The organism is Streptomyces krungchingensis (genome assembly GCF_054729265.1).
In genome coordinates, this window is sequence record NZ_JBPUKY010000003.1 from 1 (window position 1) to 16,166 (window position 16,166).

At 67.7% G+C, this 16,166-nt stretch carries 13 protein-coding genes; 5 read left to right on the forward strand and 8 right to left on the reverse strand.

Translation table 11 applies throughout. The features are described 5' to 3' along the window. Positions 1-820: 820 nt before the first annotated feature. Positions 821-1,750 (forward strand): alpha/beta hydrolase, encoded by a 930-nt coding sequence (locus tag ACSYGO_RS46025; protein ID WP_460390448.1) that lies wholly within the window; start codon positions 821-823, stop codon positions 1,748-1,750. Between the two features lie 254 nt (positions 1,751-2,004). Then, a complete protein-coding gene (locus ACSYGO_RS46030) occupies positions 2,005-2,406 on the forward strand; it encodes a hypothetical protein (RefSeq protein ID WP_460390449.1) in 402 nt (133 codons plus the stop codon). Between the two features lie 46 nt (positions 2,407-2,452). Here ACSYGO_RS46030 and ACSYGO_RS46035 read toward each other — a convergent pair. Continuing rightward, positions 2,453-3,218, reverse strand: a protein-coding gene (locus tag ACSYGO_RS46035; protein ID WP_460390509.1) for an IS5 family transposase whose coding sequence is annotated in 2 segments (ribosomal slippage) — positions 2,453-2,902 and positions 2,904-3,218 — 765 coding nt in all. Because the reading frame shifts where the segments join, the coding sequence is not laid out codon by codon here. A 720-nt stretch (positions 3,219-3,938) separates the two neighbouring features. Between ACSYGO_RS46035 and ACSYGO_RS46040 the strand changes: the two genes are divergently transcribed. Further along, positions 3,939-4,406: a hypothetical protein gene (locus ACSYGO_RS46040; RefSeq protein ID WP_426682649.1), complete on the forward strand. Its 468-nt coding sequence runs from the start codon at positions 3,939-3,941 to the stop codon at positions 4,404-4,406. A 923-nt stretch (positions 4,407-5,329) separates the two neighbouring features. On the opposite strand, the gene ACSYGO_RS46045 is transcribed toward ACSYGO_RS46040, so the two are convergent. From ACSYGO_RS46045 to ACSYGO_RS46070, 6 genes are all read right to left on the reverse strand, one after another. Further along, the gene (locus ACSYGO_RS46045; protein WP_460390450.1) at positions 5,330-6,598 is read right to left on the reverse strand and encodes a hypothetical protein; all 1,269 of its coding nucleotides are present in this window, start codon (positions 6,596-6,598) and stop codon (positions 5,330-5,332) included. A gap of 112 nt (positions 6,599-6,710) precedes the next feature. Further along, positions 6,711-8,309, reverse strand: coding sequence for a S8 family peptidase (locus ACSYGO_RS46050; RefSeq protein WP_460390451.1), 1,599 nt, complete (start codon positions 8,307-8,309; stop codon positions 6,711-6,713). 155 nt (positions 8,310-8,464) lie between these two features. After that, positions 8,465-9,547: a M14 family metallopeptidase gene (locus ACSYGO_RS46055; RefSeq protein ID WP_460390510.1), complete on the reverse strand. Its 1,083-nt coding sequence runs from the start codon at positions 9,545-9,547 to the stop codon at positions 8,465-8,467. Positions 9,548-9,851: 304 nt separating this feature from the next. Next, positions 9,852-10,172, reverse strand: coding sequence for a hypothetical protein (locus tag ACSYGO_RS46060; protein ID WP_426682653.1), 321 nt, complete (start codon positions 10,170-10,172; stop codon positions 9,852-9,854). Beyond that, complete coding sequence (locus tag ACSYGO_RS46065) at positions 10,169-11,713, reverse strand: S8 family serine peptidase (protein WP_460390452.1); 1,545 nt, start codon at positions 11,711-11,713, stop codon at positions 10,169-10,171. The genes ACSYGO_RS46060 and ACSYGO_RS46065 overlap by 4 nt, the downstream gene beginning before the upstream one ends. A gap of 379 nt (positions 11,714-12,092) precedes the next feature. Next, positions 12,093-12,509 (reverse strand): hypothetical protein, encoded by a 417-nt coding sequence (locus tag ACSYGO_RS46070; protein ID WP_426682655.1) that lies wholly within the window; start codon positions 12,507-12,509, stop codon positions 12,093-12,095. A 651-nt stretch (positions 12,510-13,160) separates the two neighbouring features. On the opposite strand from ACSYGO_RS46070, the gene ACSYGO_RS46075 reads away from it, so the two are divergent. Then, positions 13,161-13,754, forward strand: a complete 594-nt coding sequence (locus tag ACSYGO_RS46075; RefSeq protein WP_460390453.1) for an AfsR/SARP family transcriptional regulator — start codon at positions 13,161-13,163, stop codon at positions 13,752-13,754. 878 nt (positions 13,755-14,632) lie between these two features. Here ACSYGO_RS46075 and ACSYGO_RS46080 read toward each other — a convergent pair. Continuing rightward, complete coding sequence (locus tag ACSYGO_RS46080) at positions 14,633-15,379, reverse strand: SDR family NAD(P)-dependent oxidoreductase (RefSeq protein ID WP_460390454.1); 747 nt, start codon at positions 15,377-15,379, stop codon at positions 14,633-14,635. 123 nt (positions 15,380-15,502) lie between these two features. On the opposite strand from ACSYGO_RS46080, the gene ACSYGO_RS46085 reads away from it, so the two are divergent. Then, entirely contained in the window at positions 15,503-16,111 is a 609-nt protein-coding gene (locus tag ACSYGO_RS46085; RefSeq protein WP_460390455.1) for a TetR/AcrR family transcriptional regulator, read from the forward strand. Positions 16,112-16,166 lie beyond the last annotated feature (55 nt).

Sequence of the window (16,166 nt, forward strand, 5' to 3'; positions counted from 1 at the left end):
ACGGATTCCGTTCCTCACTGAACCGCAGCACCCCTGCCGCCCCGGTCATCGCATGCCGGGCGTCCGGCCGTGTTGTCCGAAGCGGCTTGTATCCTGCACGCATCCGACGATCGGACGGTCACGGATACGGGCATGCGGGCATGGGGGCATGCGGGGGCGGGGCGGGTGTCCAGGGGTGAGAGCGCGGGGATTTCGATGAGTGACGCGCATCCGATAGGAAGCCGCAGACCGGGCCTGTGGGCCGGCGTGTGCGTCATCGCCGGAGTCGTCCTCGCGGCGGTCGGGGCGGTCGGGGCCTGGCTCCAGGACGATGCTCGCGGCCCAAGTGCGCAGCCGCGTACGGAGCTCACCGCGGACAACCCGCCCGCCAGTCTGCCCGCCGCGTTCACCACCGGCCAGCACCTTGACTGGTCCGGCTGTACCTCGCCGCCCACCGCGCGCACGGGCTACGACTGCGCCACCATGAAGGCCCCCCTCGACTACCAAAAACCGGACGGCCAGACGATCGACGTCGCCCTGATCCGCCGCAAGGCCACCGGCCCGAACGCCCGGCGCATCGGCTCGCTCGTCCTCAACTTCGGCGGCCCCGGTGTGTCCGGCGTGAGCGGACTGCCCGAATTCCTCAACCAGTACAAGCCGCTGCTGGACCGCTACGACCTGGTCTCCTTCGACCCGCGCGGCGTCGGCGCGACCATCCCCGTGCACTGCGGGAAGACCGCCAACGACACTGGCTACGACGGGGCTGATGCCTGCGCCGAGCACTCCGGGCCGCTCCTTGCGTATATCGGCACCTCGCACACCGCGCGCGACCTCGACCTGATTGCGCTACCTCCTGGGCGACGAGCGGCTGCACTACTTCGGCGTCTCGTACGGAACGGCGCTCGGCGCGGTCTACGCCCACCTGTACCCGTCGCACGTCGGACGGCTCGTCCTCGAAGCGTCCGTCGATCCGACCGAGGACCTCGCCCAGAAGCAGATGTCGCAGGTCAAGGCGGTCCAGGCGGCGTTCGACCGGTTCGCCGCGCACTGCGCGGCCCGTATCCGCCACTGCCCGACCGGCGACGGGCCGAAGGAGGCCGCGCGGCGCATGGCGCGGCTGGCCGACCGGCTGGAGAAGAAGCCCGCCCCGGCAGGCGCCGGAAAATACCTCGACGCCGACGACTTCGCGTACGCCGTCAGCGACCATCTCGACCTCGGCACGGACGGCTGGGCGCCGCTCGCCAAGGCCCTCACCGCGCTGATCGACCACAACGACGGCCGCCTGCTGAGCAAGGGCGCGGACGACATCGGCTCCGCCGACCGCGCGACGACCCCGCCCGACAACAGCCGCGCTGCCCAGATTGCGATCACCTGCGCGGACTCCAGCCTGCGCCCCGGCTTCGAACGCCTGGACCGGGACGAGGCCCGCATCAAAGCCGCCTCACCCGTCTTCGGCGCGGCCTGGTCCACCGGTGTGTACCTCTGCTACGACTGGCCGTTCGACGGCGAGCGCGCCACGCTCCGGGTGAACGCCGACGGCGCTGCCCCCGTCCTGGTGGTCGGCGGCACCGGCGACCCGACCACCCCCTATTTGGGCGCCCGCCGCATGGCCGGCGCTCTGGGCGACGGCGTCGGCGTCCTCCTGACGGCCGAGGAGGAGGGCCACGGCACATATCCGCAGAACCGCTGCGTCACGGAGACGGTCGACCGATACCTCCGCACGGGCCGCACCCCGGCCCCCGGGACGATGTGCCGGGGCAGCATGTCCTGAGGCTCGTACGGATCCGTCGGGCGGCCGTCAGCACACGGTTCGCCCGCATCCGGGGGTGAACGCGCCTCGCGTCGTCGGCAGCGGCCATCTCCACCACTGCCAGGCCCGGTGTTGTGTCGCACCATGCTGTCCAGGATTTCTCTTGGAGCTCGTGACACGGTCATGCAGTTCGGTCCCAGTAGTCCTGTCGTGGTGGAGTGTGGGAGCGTGCCGCTGGATCGTGGGCGAGGGCTTGTGTGGGGAAGGGGGGCTGGATGGGTGTGGTGTGGGCGGCGGCGTTGCCGGAGTCGGGTTTGTTCCATCCGGTTGAGAGGCGTTCAGGGGTGAAGGATCTGTCGGATCGTTTCAGCGACGTGCGTTCCTGTGGCCAGGGGTACCTCGAGGTCCGGTTGCCGGACAGGGAGTTCCCGGCGCTGGTCCTGGCCTTCCGAGGTGATCACGCGGTTGTCCACCTGATGAGTGACACCGAGCGGATGTTTCTGCTCATAGGAGACGGCACCGTGCCATCAGGCGCCGAGGTCGAAGTGCCGATCATGGACGGCCTCGCCGTGTTCACGGGCGGCTTTGTCCTGGATGTCAGTCGGGCTTGGGAGCTGGTGCACGACTTCACGCAGACGCAGGCGGCCGGCTCTCTCGGTGAGTGGTGTGAGTTGTAGCCAATGGCTCGTGACACGATCATGAGCGGTGCTTCTTCGGTCGCCTTCAGCGGATGGGGCCGCAGGCCAAGGAGACGAAGGCGTCGTGGAGTTCGGTTTGGCGTTCCCGGCGGACGGCGAGCCGTTTGAACTGATGGAGCAGGGCGAAGGTCTGCTCGACGACGTGGCGGAGTCTGCCCGGGCCCTTGATGCTCGGGGCGCCCTTATGGGAGATCACCGGCAGGATCCGGCGCTTGCGCAGCTCCTCGCGGTGGGGGTGGGAGTCGTAGCCCTTGTTGCCGAGCAGTGAATCGGGGCGGTGGCGTGGCCGGCCGGGACGCCCGGCCACGGACGGGATGTCGTCGACCGGGGCGAGGGTGTGGGTGACGTCGTTGACGTTGGCGGCGGTGGTGATGACTTTGAGCGGGGTGCCGCGTCCGTCGCAGAGCATGTGGTGCTTGTTGCCCGTCTTGTGCCGGTCGACCGGTGGCGGGCCGGTGTCGGATCCCCCCTTTTTTCGCACGGATGGGGGAGCCGTCCGCACACGCTCTGGACCGGTCGAGTGCGCCGGCCGCTTTCAGCTCGGCGAGCAGAATGCGGTGCAGCCGGTCGAAGACCCCGGCCTGCTGCCACCGCTCCAGACGCCGCCGGCAGGTCTGTCCGGAGCCGAACCCCGGCTGCAGGGGCAGCAGTTGCCCGGTCATGTCGTTGTGGAGCACATACAGGATGCCCTGCAGACACGCCCGGTCTGCCACCGGCCAGGCCCCGGGCGATCGCTCCGGCCAGGGTGGCAGCACCGGCTCGATCAGCGTCCACAAGCCGTCATCCACGATCCACGGCCGAGTACTCACACCCTCCCGAACGGCCGAATCACCACATCGGTCATGCCCGGTCAGGACACCTCAACAAGATCGTGTGACGAGCTCTGAGGAAGGCGTGGGCGAGCATGGACGGGGTGACGTGCGGCATCCAGCCGACTCCCTGCTCGCCTTCTCTCCCATCTCCGTACCAGCAGCCGCGTCCTGCGACGACGACGTGCCATTGATGCATGGGTAACCCTTGCGCAACGCCTGTTTCATTCAAGGCCCACGTCGCCGGAACGGGGGCTGTGAATGCTCAGGGAAGACGGCTTGAGGCCGCTGCCCAGAGAGCTGAGAGGCACGTCGGAGGTGGCGCAGGCACGTCATGGCCGCGCACGTGCTCGGCTTTCAATCCTCTTCAGGGAGAGAAACGATGAGTGAGGTTCCCCGGGTGAGCGTAGATGAGTTGACGCAGGCAGCACTTGCCGGCGTCATCAGGGCTCTGGATGAACGCAATTCTGACCCCAGTAGAACGACGAGCGAGGTTCCCCGGGTGAGCGTGGATGAGTTGACGCAGGCGGCACTTGCCGGCGTCATCAGGGCTCTGGAGGAACGCGATTCGGACCCCAATAGATCGTTTTCGATCCCTGGCCTTGGCCTCACCACAGTCGGCATCGCGTTCAATTGGGGTGAACCGTGGCGTGAATCGCGAAGCGAGGGAAGTGCCCCGCCCCCTGCTGATGGAGGATAGACATGCCTTCTGAGGAGCATGCTGCGGAAGATCGCAACAAGGACCAGGATCTTTACTGCCCCAGCGCGCAGCCGGACATGTCCGGGGCCGTGGTGTTCGGCGTGGTGGCTGGAACGGCCCATGAGCCGCATGTGCGCTATCTGGACCAGATGGTCCCCGTAACCCCAGAGGTAACGGATCTGGCCCAGCCGGTCGAGCCCGCTGAGGTCTTCCGTATCGGCGCCCCTTGCGCAGGAAGCAGTTGTCGTCACTTCGACGGTGCCCGATGCAGCCTGGCCCAGAGGATCACACGTATCTTGCCGCCGGATACCGATAGCCTGCCGGCTTGTCGACTGCGGCCTCGTTGCCGCTGGTGGCAAGAGCAGGGCGAAGATGCCTGCCACCGCTGCCCGCTGGTTGTGACCCTTCAACATCATGCGTCTCCCGACGTCGTCGAGGTTGCGAGACCGCCCGACGAATCTCCGCCTTGAGCGGCAGCTACGTGGACCAGGCGCCGGGGCGGTATGGGGGACCTGCGCGGCGGTCGATCGACACGTTCGACGCCTTCTGGGACGCCGTCGCCGAGCCCTGCGGACTGCCACAGTGGTTCGGCCGGAATACGGATGCTTGGCGGGACACCAGTCCACGACGAAGGCGAGATGGACGACGCCGACGAGCGTGGTGACGTGGGTGAAGTTGGCGACCCGGCACCGGTTGTTGGCGACCCGGCACCGGTTCGGGGTCGGGGGCTACGGCGTCGCGGTCCCGAAGGTCGCTTGGTGGTGACCACCTCTTTTGCCGCAGACCGCTCTGGTGCGTCCGAGTTCGCGCATGACGCGTTCGACGGTGCGGCGGGCCATCACACCCTGGCGGTTCAGCGGTCTGCGCCGCAAGTCTGCGCCGCAGTGGGAGCACAGCGGGTGGAGGGGAAGAAGCGGTCGATCGCGATCGCGTTTCTTCCGTACCTGGCTGCTGTGCACTCGAGCATGCTCCGGAGCTGTGGCCGGGCGGCATCGCTGATGGCGGGCTCTTGACCAGGTTGAGGACACTCAGGTCCTCGAGCACGAGCGGTTTTCGCGCACGAGTCGGATGGTCAGCTGGTGCAGGTGGTCGCGGCGGCGGTCGGTGATCCGGGCATGCATCCCGGGCGACCTTGCGCCCGGGCTCTGGCCCGGTCGGATCCGTCGTCTTGGATCCGTCGTCTTTCGCCTCGACGGCCTGATCCGCTGCCGGGCGACGGCCTGATCCGCTGCCGGGAGTGGGAGTGGCTTCGTGGTGGGGCCGGCGCACAGCAGGGAGACGAACCAAGGGAGACGAGCCGGCGGCCGGCCGCGTCCCGCTGTACGGTCACCGTCGACGGAGCCGAGCCCTTTGGCAGGGGATGCGACCACACGGTGTCCGGCGGCTCGGACATCTATGCATGTGCTGCGGCGACTTCTGCAGCGAGCGCCGCTACCGGGATCTTGCGAATGTCTGAGTGCGCGCCGGAGAAGGGCTCTCCTTGTACGTGGTTGATGACGTTGGCGGCGTTGACCCGGTAGAAGGTTCCGGGAGTGAATTGGACGTTCATGGTGCCGTTGGCCGGCATCACCAGGTCCTGCGATGGGTTCACTGCCTGGTATCCGTCGGAGCCCATGCCGCCCCAGCGTCCGGCCGTCTTGGTCTGCGCGTCCTCCTGGGCCAGGAAGGAAGCCTTCGGGTACCACACGCCTACGGCCCAGTCGAAGATGCTGAAGGTGGCCACCAGGGGGCCGTGTACCCGGTCCGCGAAGGCGTGGAGAGCGCCGGCGCTGCCGAAGGGGTTGTCCTTTTTGTGCGCGAACGACCAGTGGGAGAAGGCGCCTTGGAGGAGCAGCAGTGACGCGACCGGGCTGCTTGCAGCTGAGCTGATGCCGGACAGGGCGAAGGAGACCAGCCGGGCGCCGAAGCTGTGGCCGATCAGGTGGACCCGCACGGAGGATGACCGGCTGTGCAGGGATTCGAGCAGTGGTCCCAGCCCGCTGCGGCCGATGTCGCCGGCGCGGGCCTTCATGATGGTGTAGGAGAGGACGCGCATGGCGTCCTTCGCGCCGTTGAGGGCGTGGCTGAACCAGTCGCCGATGCCTTGCGTCGCGGAGCCCGGTGGTGCGCTGCCAAATGCCTCGGCGGCAGCTTGGTATGCCGTCTTGGGGTCGGTTGTCAGGAGCAGAGCACTCTCGCCCGAGTCCTCGAACTCGCCATCGGGTGATGGCGGTACGAGAGATGTCAGCAGCTGGTGGATCTGTCGCAGCCGTTCCTCTTTGTGCGCGTCGGGCTCGTTCGAGACGGCCGCGTTTTCCCCCTGGTCGATGAGCCGGCCGATCTCGGTCACTGTCTGCTGCTGCGTGGGGTCGGCGAAGCCCGGCTGGAGGGACTTGGCGATCTCGGTCCCCGAGAGTGCTGCTGTACCGGCGTTGAGATCCACCACGGCGCCGTTCTCGGCCTGCGTCGCGGCATCCGCCGGCGGAGGGGTTGCCTGTGTGGGCGGGAACCACAGGGAAGGCCAGTAGATGCCGGCGAACCCGATCCTGCCGATGCCTGCCGTGCCGGTCGCAGCATCCCGGATCATCGGGAACATCGTGTTGTACAGCGTGCGGGCGCTGTCCTTCGATGTTCCCCATCCGTGGCTGAACAGGAAGAGGTCGTCGACGCCTTCGGCGATCACCTGGTCGAGGAAGTCCCGTGCGGCAGGTGCCGTCAGTCGGCCGTTCTCCTCGAATTCGAGGTCCCACGCCGGCTCGTTCGTCGCCAGTCGTGTCATGTCCGCTTCCCTTTCGTCAGACATTCGCGAGCATGCGCATCAGGTCGACCAGGCCCGACCCTTGTGCATACCGTTCGCGGCCGAGGTCGGTGGCGCTGTCGGTGAGCAGGCGCTTGACCTGTCGGGGCCGGCCGATGAATTCCGGGCGGGCGGAGAGGAAGGCCGCGATGATGCCGGAGACGTGTGGCGCCGCCATCGAGGTGCCGGACTGCTCGGCGTAGGTCAGCGAGCCGGCTGAGGGGGACGCTCCGGTGGCCAGGTCGTCCAGTCCGGCCGCCGCCCGGATCGTGCCGCTGGCGGCAGAGGCGATCCACTCGCCGGGCGCCACGACGTCCGGTTTCATCCGCCCATCGAGCGTTGGCCCCTTGCCCGATGTCCAGGTGACGCCGAAGGCGTGAGGCGCGTCCCGGTGCGTGGATCCGACCGCGATGCAGTCCTCGGCATGTGCTGGTTCGGTGATCGAGCCCATGACGGCGGAGGTGTTGGTCGAGTCTCCTGCGGTACGGGCACCGAAATTGCCGGCGGAGACGACCACCACCACGCCGGAGGCGACCAGCTGATTCACCGCCTGGCACAGCGGTGACTGGCCTGCGGCGTACTGCTCGGGTCTCCACTCGGAGCCCAGGCTCATGTTGACCCCGTGTACGCGCAGAACCCCGGGGTCCACGTTGACTTCGGTTCGCAGGTACGTCAGAGCGCGGATGACCGCGCTGGACGACGTGATCCACGTGCCCTGCCGGCTGAGCCGCATGACCTTGATGCTCACCAGCTCGCATGCGGGCGCCATCCCGGACAGCTTGCCCACATGGGCCCGTTGCACATATCCGCCGTTCACCGGCTCCTTCGACTCCGCGACACGCGGCGTCATGCCCTCGGGCGTGCAGCCCGAAATGATGCCGGCGACGTGTGTACCGTGCCCGCTGCCGTCCACCAGGGGCTGCAGTTGCGTCGGGGTGTCAGGCTGCGCCTGGTCTGCGGGGTTCACCAGGAAGCTGAAGTCGCGGTGCAACTGGCTGGCCGGTCCTTGCAGCGGATCCTCCCCCCGGCCGGCGGAGGCGAGTTCCAGCCGGGAGAAGTGCGGATGGCCGGCATCGATTCCGCTGTCGATGACGGCCCAGACGATTCCGCGGCCGCGTGCGTCGTAGGAGTGCCAGGCGGCGTTGGCCTTCACGGTGGCCGCGGAACGATCGATCTGCGGATGAAGCACGTAGTCCGGCCATACCCGGAAGATGGTCGGCGGCCGGTGGCCGTGCTCGGCACGTTCCTGGTCTGTTGTCACCATGTCGCGCAGGACGGCGCGGGAAATGACGCACTGGTACAACTTCGGCGCGATGAGTGCGAGACCCCTGGGAACGGGGGGCTGGACGGGGCTCGTCGAGGTGACTTCCTCGGGCCACCACCCGCCGGCCTGCGTCGCGTACTGCTCCCACAGGCCGTAGAAAGCCTCGCGGACCGCCAGCAGGCCCCCGGGATAGAGCACATTCAGCTCGATCAGCATCGGCAGGCGCTGCTGCGGGTCGACCGGGGTGGGGCCCTCGGTGGCCCCACCGTCCGGCGGCAGGTTGAGGTCACCCACGATGGGGGACCGGAACGGCACCTGCGGCTCATGCATCATGAGCGTGCCCTTTCCCTGAAGCCACTACAAAGTTCCCGCAGCCCCCGGCCTGACGCTTTGTCAGCGGAAGCCGCCGGCCGAACCTGTACGAAGCTGCCGGCGGTTCCCCGGGAGCGAACAACTCTGGCAAACCGGACAGGTGCGTTCTGGGCAGGCTACACGCTGTGAGTGACCTCGGGAGCCTTCAGCGCGAGTGCCACCAACGCGGCCGAGACCTCCTGGATGACCTGTTCGGCTTCGCCGAAGTCCGGCTGGAAGGTGTCACCGCACTCGATGGTGAAGCCGAACACCTTCGTGGCGGCCGGGTCGGTGAGGTGCCGGCTGTACGCGTAGTCGTCGCTCGTCCCCGAGGTGGGGTACAGCCCGTACGCTGCATCAACCCCGTAGTCGACCCCGCGTACGGCACGCACCGCGTCGTTCATCTGCTCCGCCAGTTCGACCCCGATCTGCAGGTCCTGCTCGGGGATGAACTCGCCGATGCCGTCGTCCGGCCGCCCCCGCACTGCATCAAGATCGGGGTTACGGAAGTTGTCGGCCGGGGTGACGGACTGGTTCTGGTCGCAGCCCCAGCTGTGCAGGATCACCGGAACCGCGCTGTGGACGTCGACCAGCCACTCGATCTGTGGATGGTTGTCCAGAGCCCAGACCACGTTGCGGGTCTCGGGCTCCGACGCCGCCGCCGGCCCTCGGTAGACCTGCACATCGCACGGTCTGTCCGACGTGTGGACATTCGCGTTCGGGGCGAACTTCGCGGTGTGATCCCACAGGAAATCGAAATTCCGGTTCAGGTCCACCCCCACGCACGAGGGACCCGTGGACCCGGCAGGCGCCGGCCGGCGGTTCTTGCGCCACGTCGCGGAGGTGGTCTGGCTGAAGGCCCGGCCGTCAGGGTTGACGCAGGGGAAGAAGAACAGATTGAGGTCGTCAAGGACCTGCGTCACCTGGGGCGCCGTGAACGCCGCTGCTCCGTAGCCGAGTCCGGTGGCCAGGCTGTGTGCCTCGAGCAGGTCCGCTGCCAACGAGATCAGCGCGTCGGGTGGCACCCACTCCCGGGCGTGCATCCCGCCCAGCAGCAGGATTGCGGGCACCTCGTCGACCGGTCGTGTCCCCACCCGCAAGAGCCTTGTCGTCCGGCCCTCGTGCGTGGGGTGGGGCGGAGTGATGATCTGTGTCGTCCCGGGGTGGGCGTCGTGCAAGTTGGTGATCGCCGATTCGATCTCGGTCACGTTGAGATACATGCTCACCGGGTCCCTCCGAGGACGCCCCGGCCTTCAGGCCGGGGAGGAATCGGACCCCTGCGTAGCAGGGCAGGAAAGGCCGGTTCGCCTCCAGGGCGGACCGGCGTGCTGGTAGCGTGAGCTGCAGACGATGCGTCGTGAGAGCCAAGCACGCGGAATCTCCTTGAAGTTGTGTGACCTTGCAGCAGGTCAGCTGCCCGGGCTGGTGTCAACCCGGCTGGTGTTGCTCGTGGAAGACCTGACGGACCGCCGGTCTGAGAGGCAGCGTGAGCCAGGAATCACCTCCGTTCACGGAGGTGAGGATTCAATCCTTCCTGCCCAGACCGTGGGGGACGGCGTCCCGGTCTGCGAAGCGGTCACCGCTGCCGACCTCTGCCTGCCGGGTACGCCAGTTCTCGGTGATGTTCTCCACTTCGGTGATGTCCACCAGCGATGCCGATGTGGACGCTCTGGCCTGGACCAGTTGGTCCTGGCGGAAGTAGAGGTCCAGTTCGACGCCGGCCGGGGTGCGGTGCGCGATGGCGCGGCAGCCGACATCAGGCTGTGTCTCGTAGAGGAACTCTCTGAGCGCCTGGGCGTTCTCGGCGACGACGTGGCAGCGGATGACCGCGGGTTGATCGTTCATGGGTTCAGTCCTTCGGCGAGCGCGACGGCCCGGGCGGCGTTCACCCGGCCGAAGCCGTAGTCGTCGTTGTGACCGGCCTCGTTGTACTGGACCCCCGGTCCTCCGATGTGGTCGGCGGACTTGTGCATCACCTCGCGCAGTTCATCGCGCGTGAGGTGAGGGTTCGCCGACAGCGCCAGTGCCGCACATCCGGCCGCGCACGGAGCAGCGAAGCTGGTGCCGGTCTTGGTTCCGTAACCGCCACCGGAGGTGGTGCTGAGAACTTTGACGCCGGGGGCGATCAGCTCGACCTCCGAGCCGCGTGCCGCATTGTCCTCCCGGTCCTGGTTCGTCGACCGCACCACGGCGATCACGTCCGCATGGGAGACCACCTCGTCCTTGGCGACGTCGACGTTGGTGCCATTGCTCGCCGCCCAGAAGATCGCCGCTCCCTTGCCCTGACGCCCCTTCGTGGCGGCGAACTTGAGAGCAAGGTCCAAAGTGCTGGTCAGATCCCAGTCCGCGCCGTTCGGGCCCAGGCTGCTGACCAGGATGTCCGCTCCGTTGCCCGGGGCGATCTGGGGGACCTCCACCGACGGGTCGGTCGCGTATGCCACGGCGCGGGCGAGGGTCGCCTGCGTGCCGACCTGGTCCGCCAGACACGCCAGCAGCATCAGGCTGCACTCGGGGGCCGCTCCCGAACCACCCTCCCCGTTGTTGTGCCGGGCCCCGACCATGCCGACGCAGAAGGTGCCATGACCGCTGTCGGGCATCCCGGAGGTGCCTTGGACGAAGACTGCCCCTCCCACATGATCGGTGAGGAAACCCGACAACGGATCCACCCCGGGAGCGAGGTCCGGGTGCTCCACGTCGAAGCCGTTGTCGATGACGGCGACCCGGACCCCGGCTCCGAAGGTACGGTCCCACGCCGACTCGATATGAACGTCGGCATCCGGCGTACCACCGTTCGTGCCGACGTTCCTCCATTGCCATTGCTGCGCGTACCGGGCACCGGCAGGCCTGAACCGGCCGGGAACATGCTCGATGAGCGAAGGTTCGGCGAAGACGAAGCGGTCGTTGCCCTGGAGTTCGACGGAAGCGGCGAGGGCGTCCTGCCACGCCGCGGCTCGCACCTCGTACAGGTTGTCCGCGAAGCGGAGCTGGTTGACCACGGTCAGACCGGCCGCCTCGAGCTCGAGTTCGGCCTCGTACTTCGAGAGCGCCGGCTGCAGCTGGACCGTCAGAGCGTCGGTCGCAATACCGATTCTGCCGTTGGGCCGCCGGATGACCGTGCCGGTCGCTTCCGCCCCGGGGATCTCCTCGCCTGCGGTGAGCGCGTCGCGGGTTTGCTGATTCGGTCTGACGAATATCCAGCTGGCCCGGGCGAAGGCGTCGGCCGTCTCGTCGTCGACGCCGGCCTCGCGAACCTGCCCGCGGGCGCTGCTTCCCAGTTCTGACTCCACATCGGCAGCAGCTCTGCCGAGGCTGTCCTTGACCGCAATCACATCGTCGAGTTCCTCAGCCTCGACGAGATGGCCGCGCTGGAAATACTGACGTGACATGGCACTCGCCTCTTCATGTCGGGTGAAAACCCTGGCCGGTGACGGTCCGGCCCACGGATCCGCAGCATGAGGTCCACATCCCCCGCTGCTCGATCGGGGTCCGGCCGGCGGCCACCCGTGCCTGGACTACGGCAGTGGGCCCCACCACCGGTCGTGGTCCCGGGACCAGCCGGCAATCCTTTGACCCTCATGCGGAGTACACGTGGATTTACGCCGTATACCGGCACCGAGCTTTCCGAGACCTCGGAAAGCTCGGTGCCATCCCGGAACAGATTTCCCGTCTCGATGGTTCAGCCTGTCGCTGGACAGGTAATCCCAGAACCTGTTGATGAGTCCGGGATTTCCGCCGTGCAACAACGGGAGCGAAGGTGTCTGCTTCTCACCAGCTGACCCCGATGCCGACGCCGAAGGCGCTGACTCCGAGGGAGAACCTTGCCTGGCCATTGGACCGGGAAACAGGCGGCTGGGTGGGTTGCAGAGAATCGGCGATCACGGCAGAGCGGACCGGGATTCCGGAACTGCTCTTCCAGGACACATCCAGGTCGACGCCGTTGGCCAGCGTCCAGAATCGGTTGAAGAGTTCATCGCTCTCGCGCACGGCGTCCGGGTCGATTCCTTGAGCGGTCGCCGCATCCCTGATGTGTGCAGTGAAGGTCTGCGGGTCCTTGAGCTCCCTGAGGGATTCGAGGATCGAATCCGACATTGCCTTGCTCATGATCTGAACGACGGTCTGATACGCGTCGTAGTCGGCGTCCGCTTCATTTGCTCGTGTTGCTACTGCCTGAGTGGCGACCATCACTTTTTCCTTTCTGGGGCTGCTCCCATGTGCCGTGCTTTCGGGCGATGCCGCACAGAGCGCGGACGTGATGCCTGCCTTGGCGATATCAAGCCGTGAGTCCACGGGCCCCTGCACAGGCGGGAGATCCTGAATTCCTCTACCCGTGAGCATCACCCGCCTCTGTTCGGGCGACGTGGGGCGGATGGTGCAGTGGCGTGGCTGGGGCGTTTTTGATGCATCGACGACGCGTCGTCGACGCAGGAGGCAGCGACTGCCGCGGCCCCCGAAAGGTGACAGCGACAGGCGTGCCCCGCCGTCATCTGCGCCAAAGAGCGGACTGACCGGATGCGCGTGGCACATGACGGCGGCACAGTGGTGAACGTGTCTGGAATCGAAACCTCGAGCGAGGTATCGCTCGAACTCCTGGGTGTCTTCGAGCTCACCTGCTGCGGCAGCAGGGTGCCCGTACCTCTTGGGACACAGCGACTGCTGGCTCTTTTGGGCCTCAGGCCCGAAGGCGTCCACCGGGGCGTGGCAGCGGAGCAACTATGGCCCGACTACCCGTGCCACCGAGCCGCGGCCAACCTGCGCTCGGCACTGTGCCAAGGGCGGCGCCCCTGCTGCGTCACTCTGATCGACTGCATAGGCCAGCGCCTGCGGGTGTCGCCCGTGGTCCAGGTCGACATGCTCCGGATCCGCGACTCGGCCCGGCAGAGCGTCGACGCGCTGACACCGCTGCCCACAGACAGCGAAACGCTCATAGAAGCGTTCACCCGGAATCTCCTGCCAGGCTGGCCTGACGAGTGGCTGCAAGCGGACCGCGAACGCTGGGACCAAATGCGCCTGTACTCCCTGGAGGGCCTGGCCCAGCAGATGTTGACCGCTCAGCAATACCTGCCCGCCCTCCAAGCCGCGCTGGCTGCAACCGCGATCGACCCGATCCGGGAGACCGCCCACCGCATCATCATCGAAATTCACATCGCCGAAGGCAATGTCGCGAGCGCGGTGCAGTACTACCACCAATACAAGGCCTACCTTCAGCGGGAACTCAAAGTCAGCCCGTCGCCGCAGATGACCGACCTGTTGCAGGGACTGCCATGCCTTCAACGCGACCAGCACAGGCAGCAGCACAGCGCGCCGACGCAAGCGCCGATGCCTGCACCTGACCGGCTGCGCGGCCAGGCCAACGCCTCACGCGCCCCAGAAGCGACAGCGATGTCTTTGAACACAGCCGTCAACGTCGGTAAGGCCAAGAGCTCCTGACGGAATGAGGCAGACCGCACCACGCTCCCGCCGTCATGAGTCACAGCGGTCCGCAGACAGCGGCCTTCCTTCGAGTCGTCCGTCAGACGGAGACGGTCTCGTTCGTCCGGGACGGCGACGGTAGCCCTGGGCACCGATGGCCGGCGCAGCCTGCCATCTGGTGGTCGACAGCCCGCACTGCTGGACCGGTCGGAATCTGGGTGCCAGGCATGCGGGTGAAGTCGATGCCCTTGGATTCTTGGCGTGCCGGTGCCGGTGCCGGCCGCAAGCCGCGCTGGTCTGCTCGTCGCTGTCAACTGTTCCGCGCTCGCGCCCCGGCGACCAGCCGACGCCAGCCAGACGAGTGCACATGAGCAGACCCTCGTATTGGCCGGCCCCCCGGTCCCAGCGGACGCGCAGGTGCCGAAAGCCGTGCAGCCAGGCGAACGCAGGCCGCCACCCTGGCCGCACGGGCCGCACGGGCCGCCGCGCACGTCGCCCCCGACGGCCCGTACGCGCTGGCCAACCTGCCGGACAGATGCGGATCGTTACCGCCGAACGCCGGGCCGGGCATGCTGAGCCGGAGCACCAGGAGCAGGACCAGGACCAGGCTGTGCCCGGGCAGAAAGCCGGCGGTACCTGGTTCTCACGCTTCCGCGGCTGATCAGGCGCGCTCGGGTCTGGAGGGTCTGATACCCCCGTGGCCCCCTCGACTCGGAGGGGGCCACGGGGGATCAAGCCATCGCTGCTGTGGGCAGGTTCAGGCCGGGTTGTCGGCCACGAGTAGTGGCCGTGGTCGGTTTTGGCCGTGATGCAGGTGGGATCGAACGGCGGCCTTCGTCGGCTGCAGCTCCTTGGCGGGTGTCGGGGGCGGGGGCTCGGGCGGCCGGCTGCGGCGGTCAGATCTGGCTGGCCCCGCCGTCGACGTAGATCTCGGCACCGGTCATGTAGCTGCCGGCCTCGCCGGCGAGGAAGAGGACGGCTTCGGCGATCTCCTCGGGGCGGCCGAGCCGCTTCATGGGGACTGCGGCGGCCAGGTTCTGAAGCAGTTGTTCGGCCGCCTCGGGGCCACCCGCGAGGCCGCTGAGGCCGGGCGTCTCGATCGGCCCGGGCGCGATGCTGTTGACGCGGATGCCGCGGGTGACCAGCTCCGCCGCCCAGCTGCGGGTGAGGGAGCGCAGCGCGGCCTTGGTCGCGGCGTAGACGCTGAAGGAGGCGGCGCCCTTGGTGTCGATGTTGGAGCTGGTCAGGATGATCGATGCGCCGGGGGTGAGCAGCGGAAGTGCCTTCTGCACGGTGAACAGGGTGCCGCCGACGTTGGTGTTGAAGGTGTCGGCGTAGTGGTCCCAGGTGATGTCGGGTAGGGCCGCGAACTCACCGCCGCCGGCGTTGGCGAAGACGATGTCGAGGCTGCCGTGCTGCTCGATCTGCGCGAAGAGACGGTCGAGGTCGTCGAGGTTGGCGACGTCGGCGCGTACTCCGGTGGCGCGGTCGCCGATGGAGGCCACCGCCTCGTCGATCGCTTCCTGACGGCGGCCCGTGAGGAAGACGTGCGCGCCTTCCGCGGCGAGCCGTCGTGCGGCGGCCAGGCCGATGCCGGAGGTGGCGCCGGTGACGAGGGCGGTCTTGCCGTCCAGCTGTCCCATGAGGGGCTCTCCTTTTCTGTACCGTTCGGTACTTAAGTGGTTCGGTAGTGGAGAACCACGGCACCGCTACACCTATTCCGTACCGCTCGGTTAAAATTTGGAGGGCTGACACAGGAGGGCGTCATGGCGATGCGCGGCAGACCCCGGGGCTTCGATGCGGATGCCGCGCTGGACCGTGCGGTGGAGGTCTTCTGGCGCCAGGGGTACGAGGGCGCCTCGCTCACCGACCTCACCGAGGCCATGGGCATCAACCGCACGAGCATGTACGCGGCGTTCGGCAACAAGGAGGAGCTGTTCCACCGGGCCGTCGCCCGCTATGCCGAGGCCGACATGGCCTATGCCCGCGAGGCCCTCGCCGAGCCGACCGCGCACGAGGTCATCGAATCCTTCCTCCGTGCCAACGCCGACGCGCTCACCCGCGCCGACCGCCCTTCCGGATGCCTGTCCGTGCAGGGCGGCCTGGCCGAGGGCGGCGACAGCGGCCGCATCGCCAGGTTCCTGGCCGACAGCCGCCTCGCCGGCGAGCAGGCCCTGGCACGACGGCTGGCCCGCGCCGTCGAGGAGGGCGACCTGCCGGTGGGGACCGACCCACACGCACTCGCCCGCTACGTCATGGTGGTCAGCGAGGGCAACGCGGTGCACGCGGCTGCCGGCGCGGCCCGTGCGGCCCTCCATGCCACCGTCGACATCGCCCTGCAGGCGATACCTCGATCGCCGCAGATCGTGAACTGAAGCTCCTGGACTGCCAGGTCTACCGGTTCGGACATGACGAGCCGAAGGACGAAAA

What these genes read in the sequence shown, in the direction of transcription:
- ACSYGO_RS46055 (WP_460390510.1), bottom strand. Translation starts at nt 9,547, where the DNA reads ATGTATCTCAACGTGACCGAGATCGAATCGGCGATCACCAACTTGCAC.
- ACSYGO_RS46065 (WP_460390452.1), bottom strand. Translation starts at nt 11,713, where the DNA reads ATGTCACGTCAGTATTTCCAGCGCGGCCATCTCGTCGAGGCTGAGGAA.
- ACSYGO_RS46080 (WP_460390454.1), bottom strand. Translation starts at nt 15,379, where the DNA reads ATGGGACAGCTGGACGGCAAGACCGCCCTCGTCACCGGCGCCACCTCC.
- ACSYGO_RS46040 (WP_426682649.1), top strand. Translation starts at nt 3,939, where the DNA reads ATGCCTTCTGAGGAGCATGCTGCGGAAGATCGCAACAAGGACCAGGAT.
- ACSYGO_RS46060 (WP_426682653.1), bottom strand. Translation starts at nt 10,172, where the DNA reads ATGAACGATCAACCCGCGGTCATCCGCTGCCACGTCGTCGCCGAGAAC.
- ACSYGO_RS46070 (WP_426682655.1), bottom strand. Translation starts at nt 12,509, where the DNA reads ATGGTCGCCACTCAGGCAGTAGCAACACGAGCAAATGAAGCGGACGCC.
- ACSYGO_RS46050 (WP_460390451.1), bottom strand. Translation starts at nt 8,309, where the DNA reads ATGATGCATGAGCCGCAGGTGCCGTTCCGGTCCCCCATCGTGGGTGAC.
- ACSYGO_RS46085 (WP_460390455.1), top strand. Translation starts at nt 15,503, where the DNA reads ATGGCGATGCGCGGCAGACCCCGGGGCTTCGATGCGGATGCCGCGCTG.
- ACSYGO_RS46030 (WP_460390449.1), top strand. Translation starts at nt 2,005, where the DNA reads ATGGGTGTGGTGTGGGCGGCGGCGTTGCCGGAGTCGGGTTTGTTCCAT.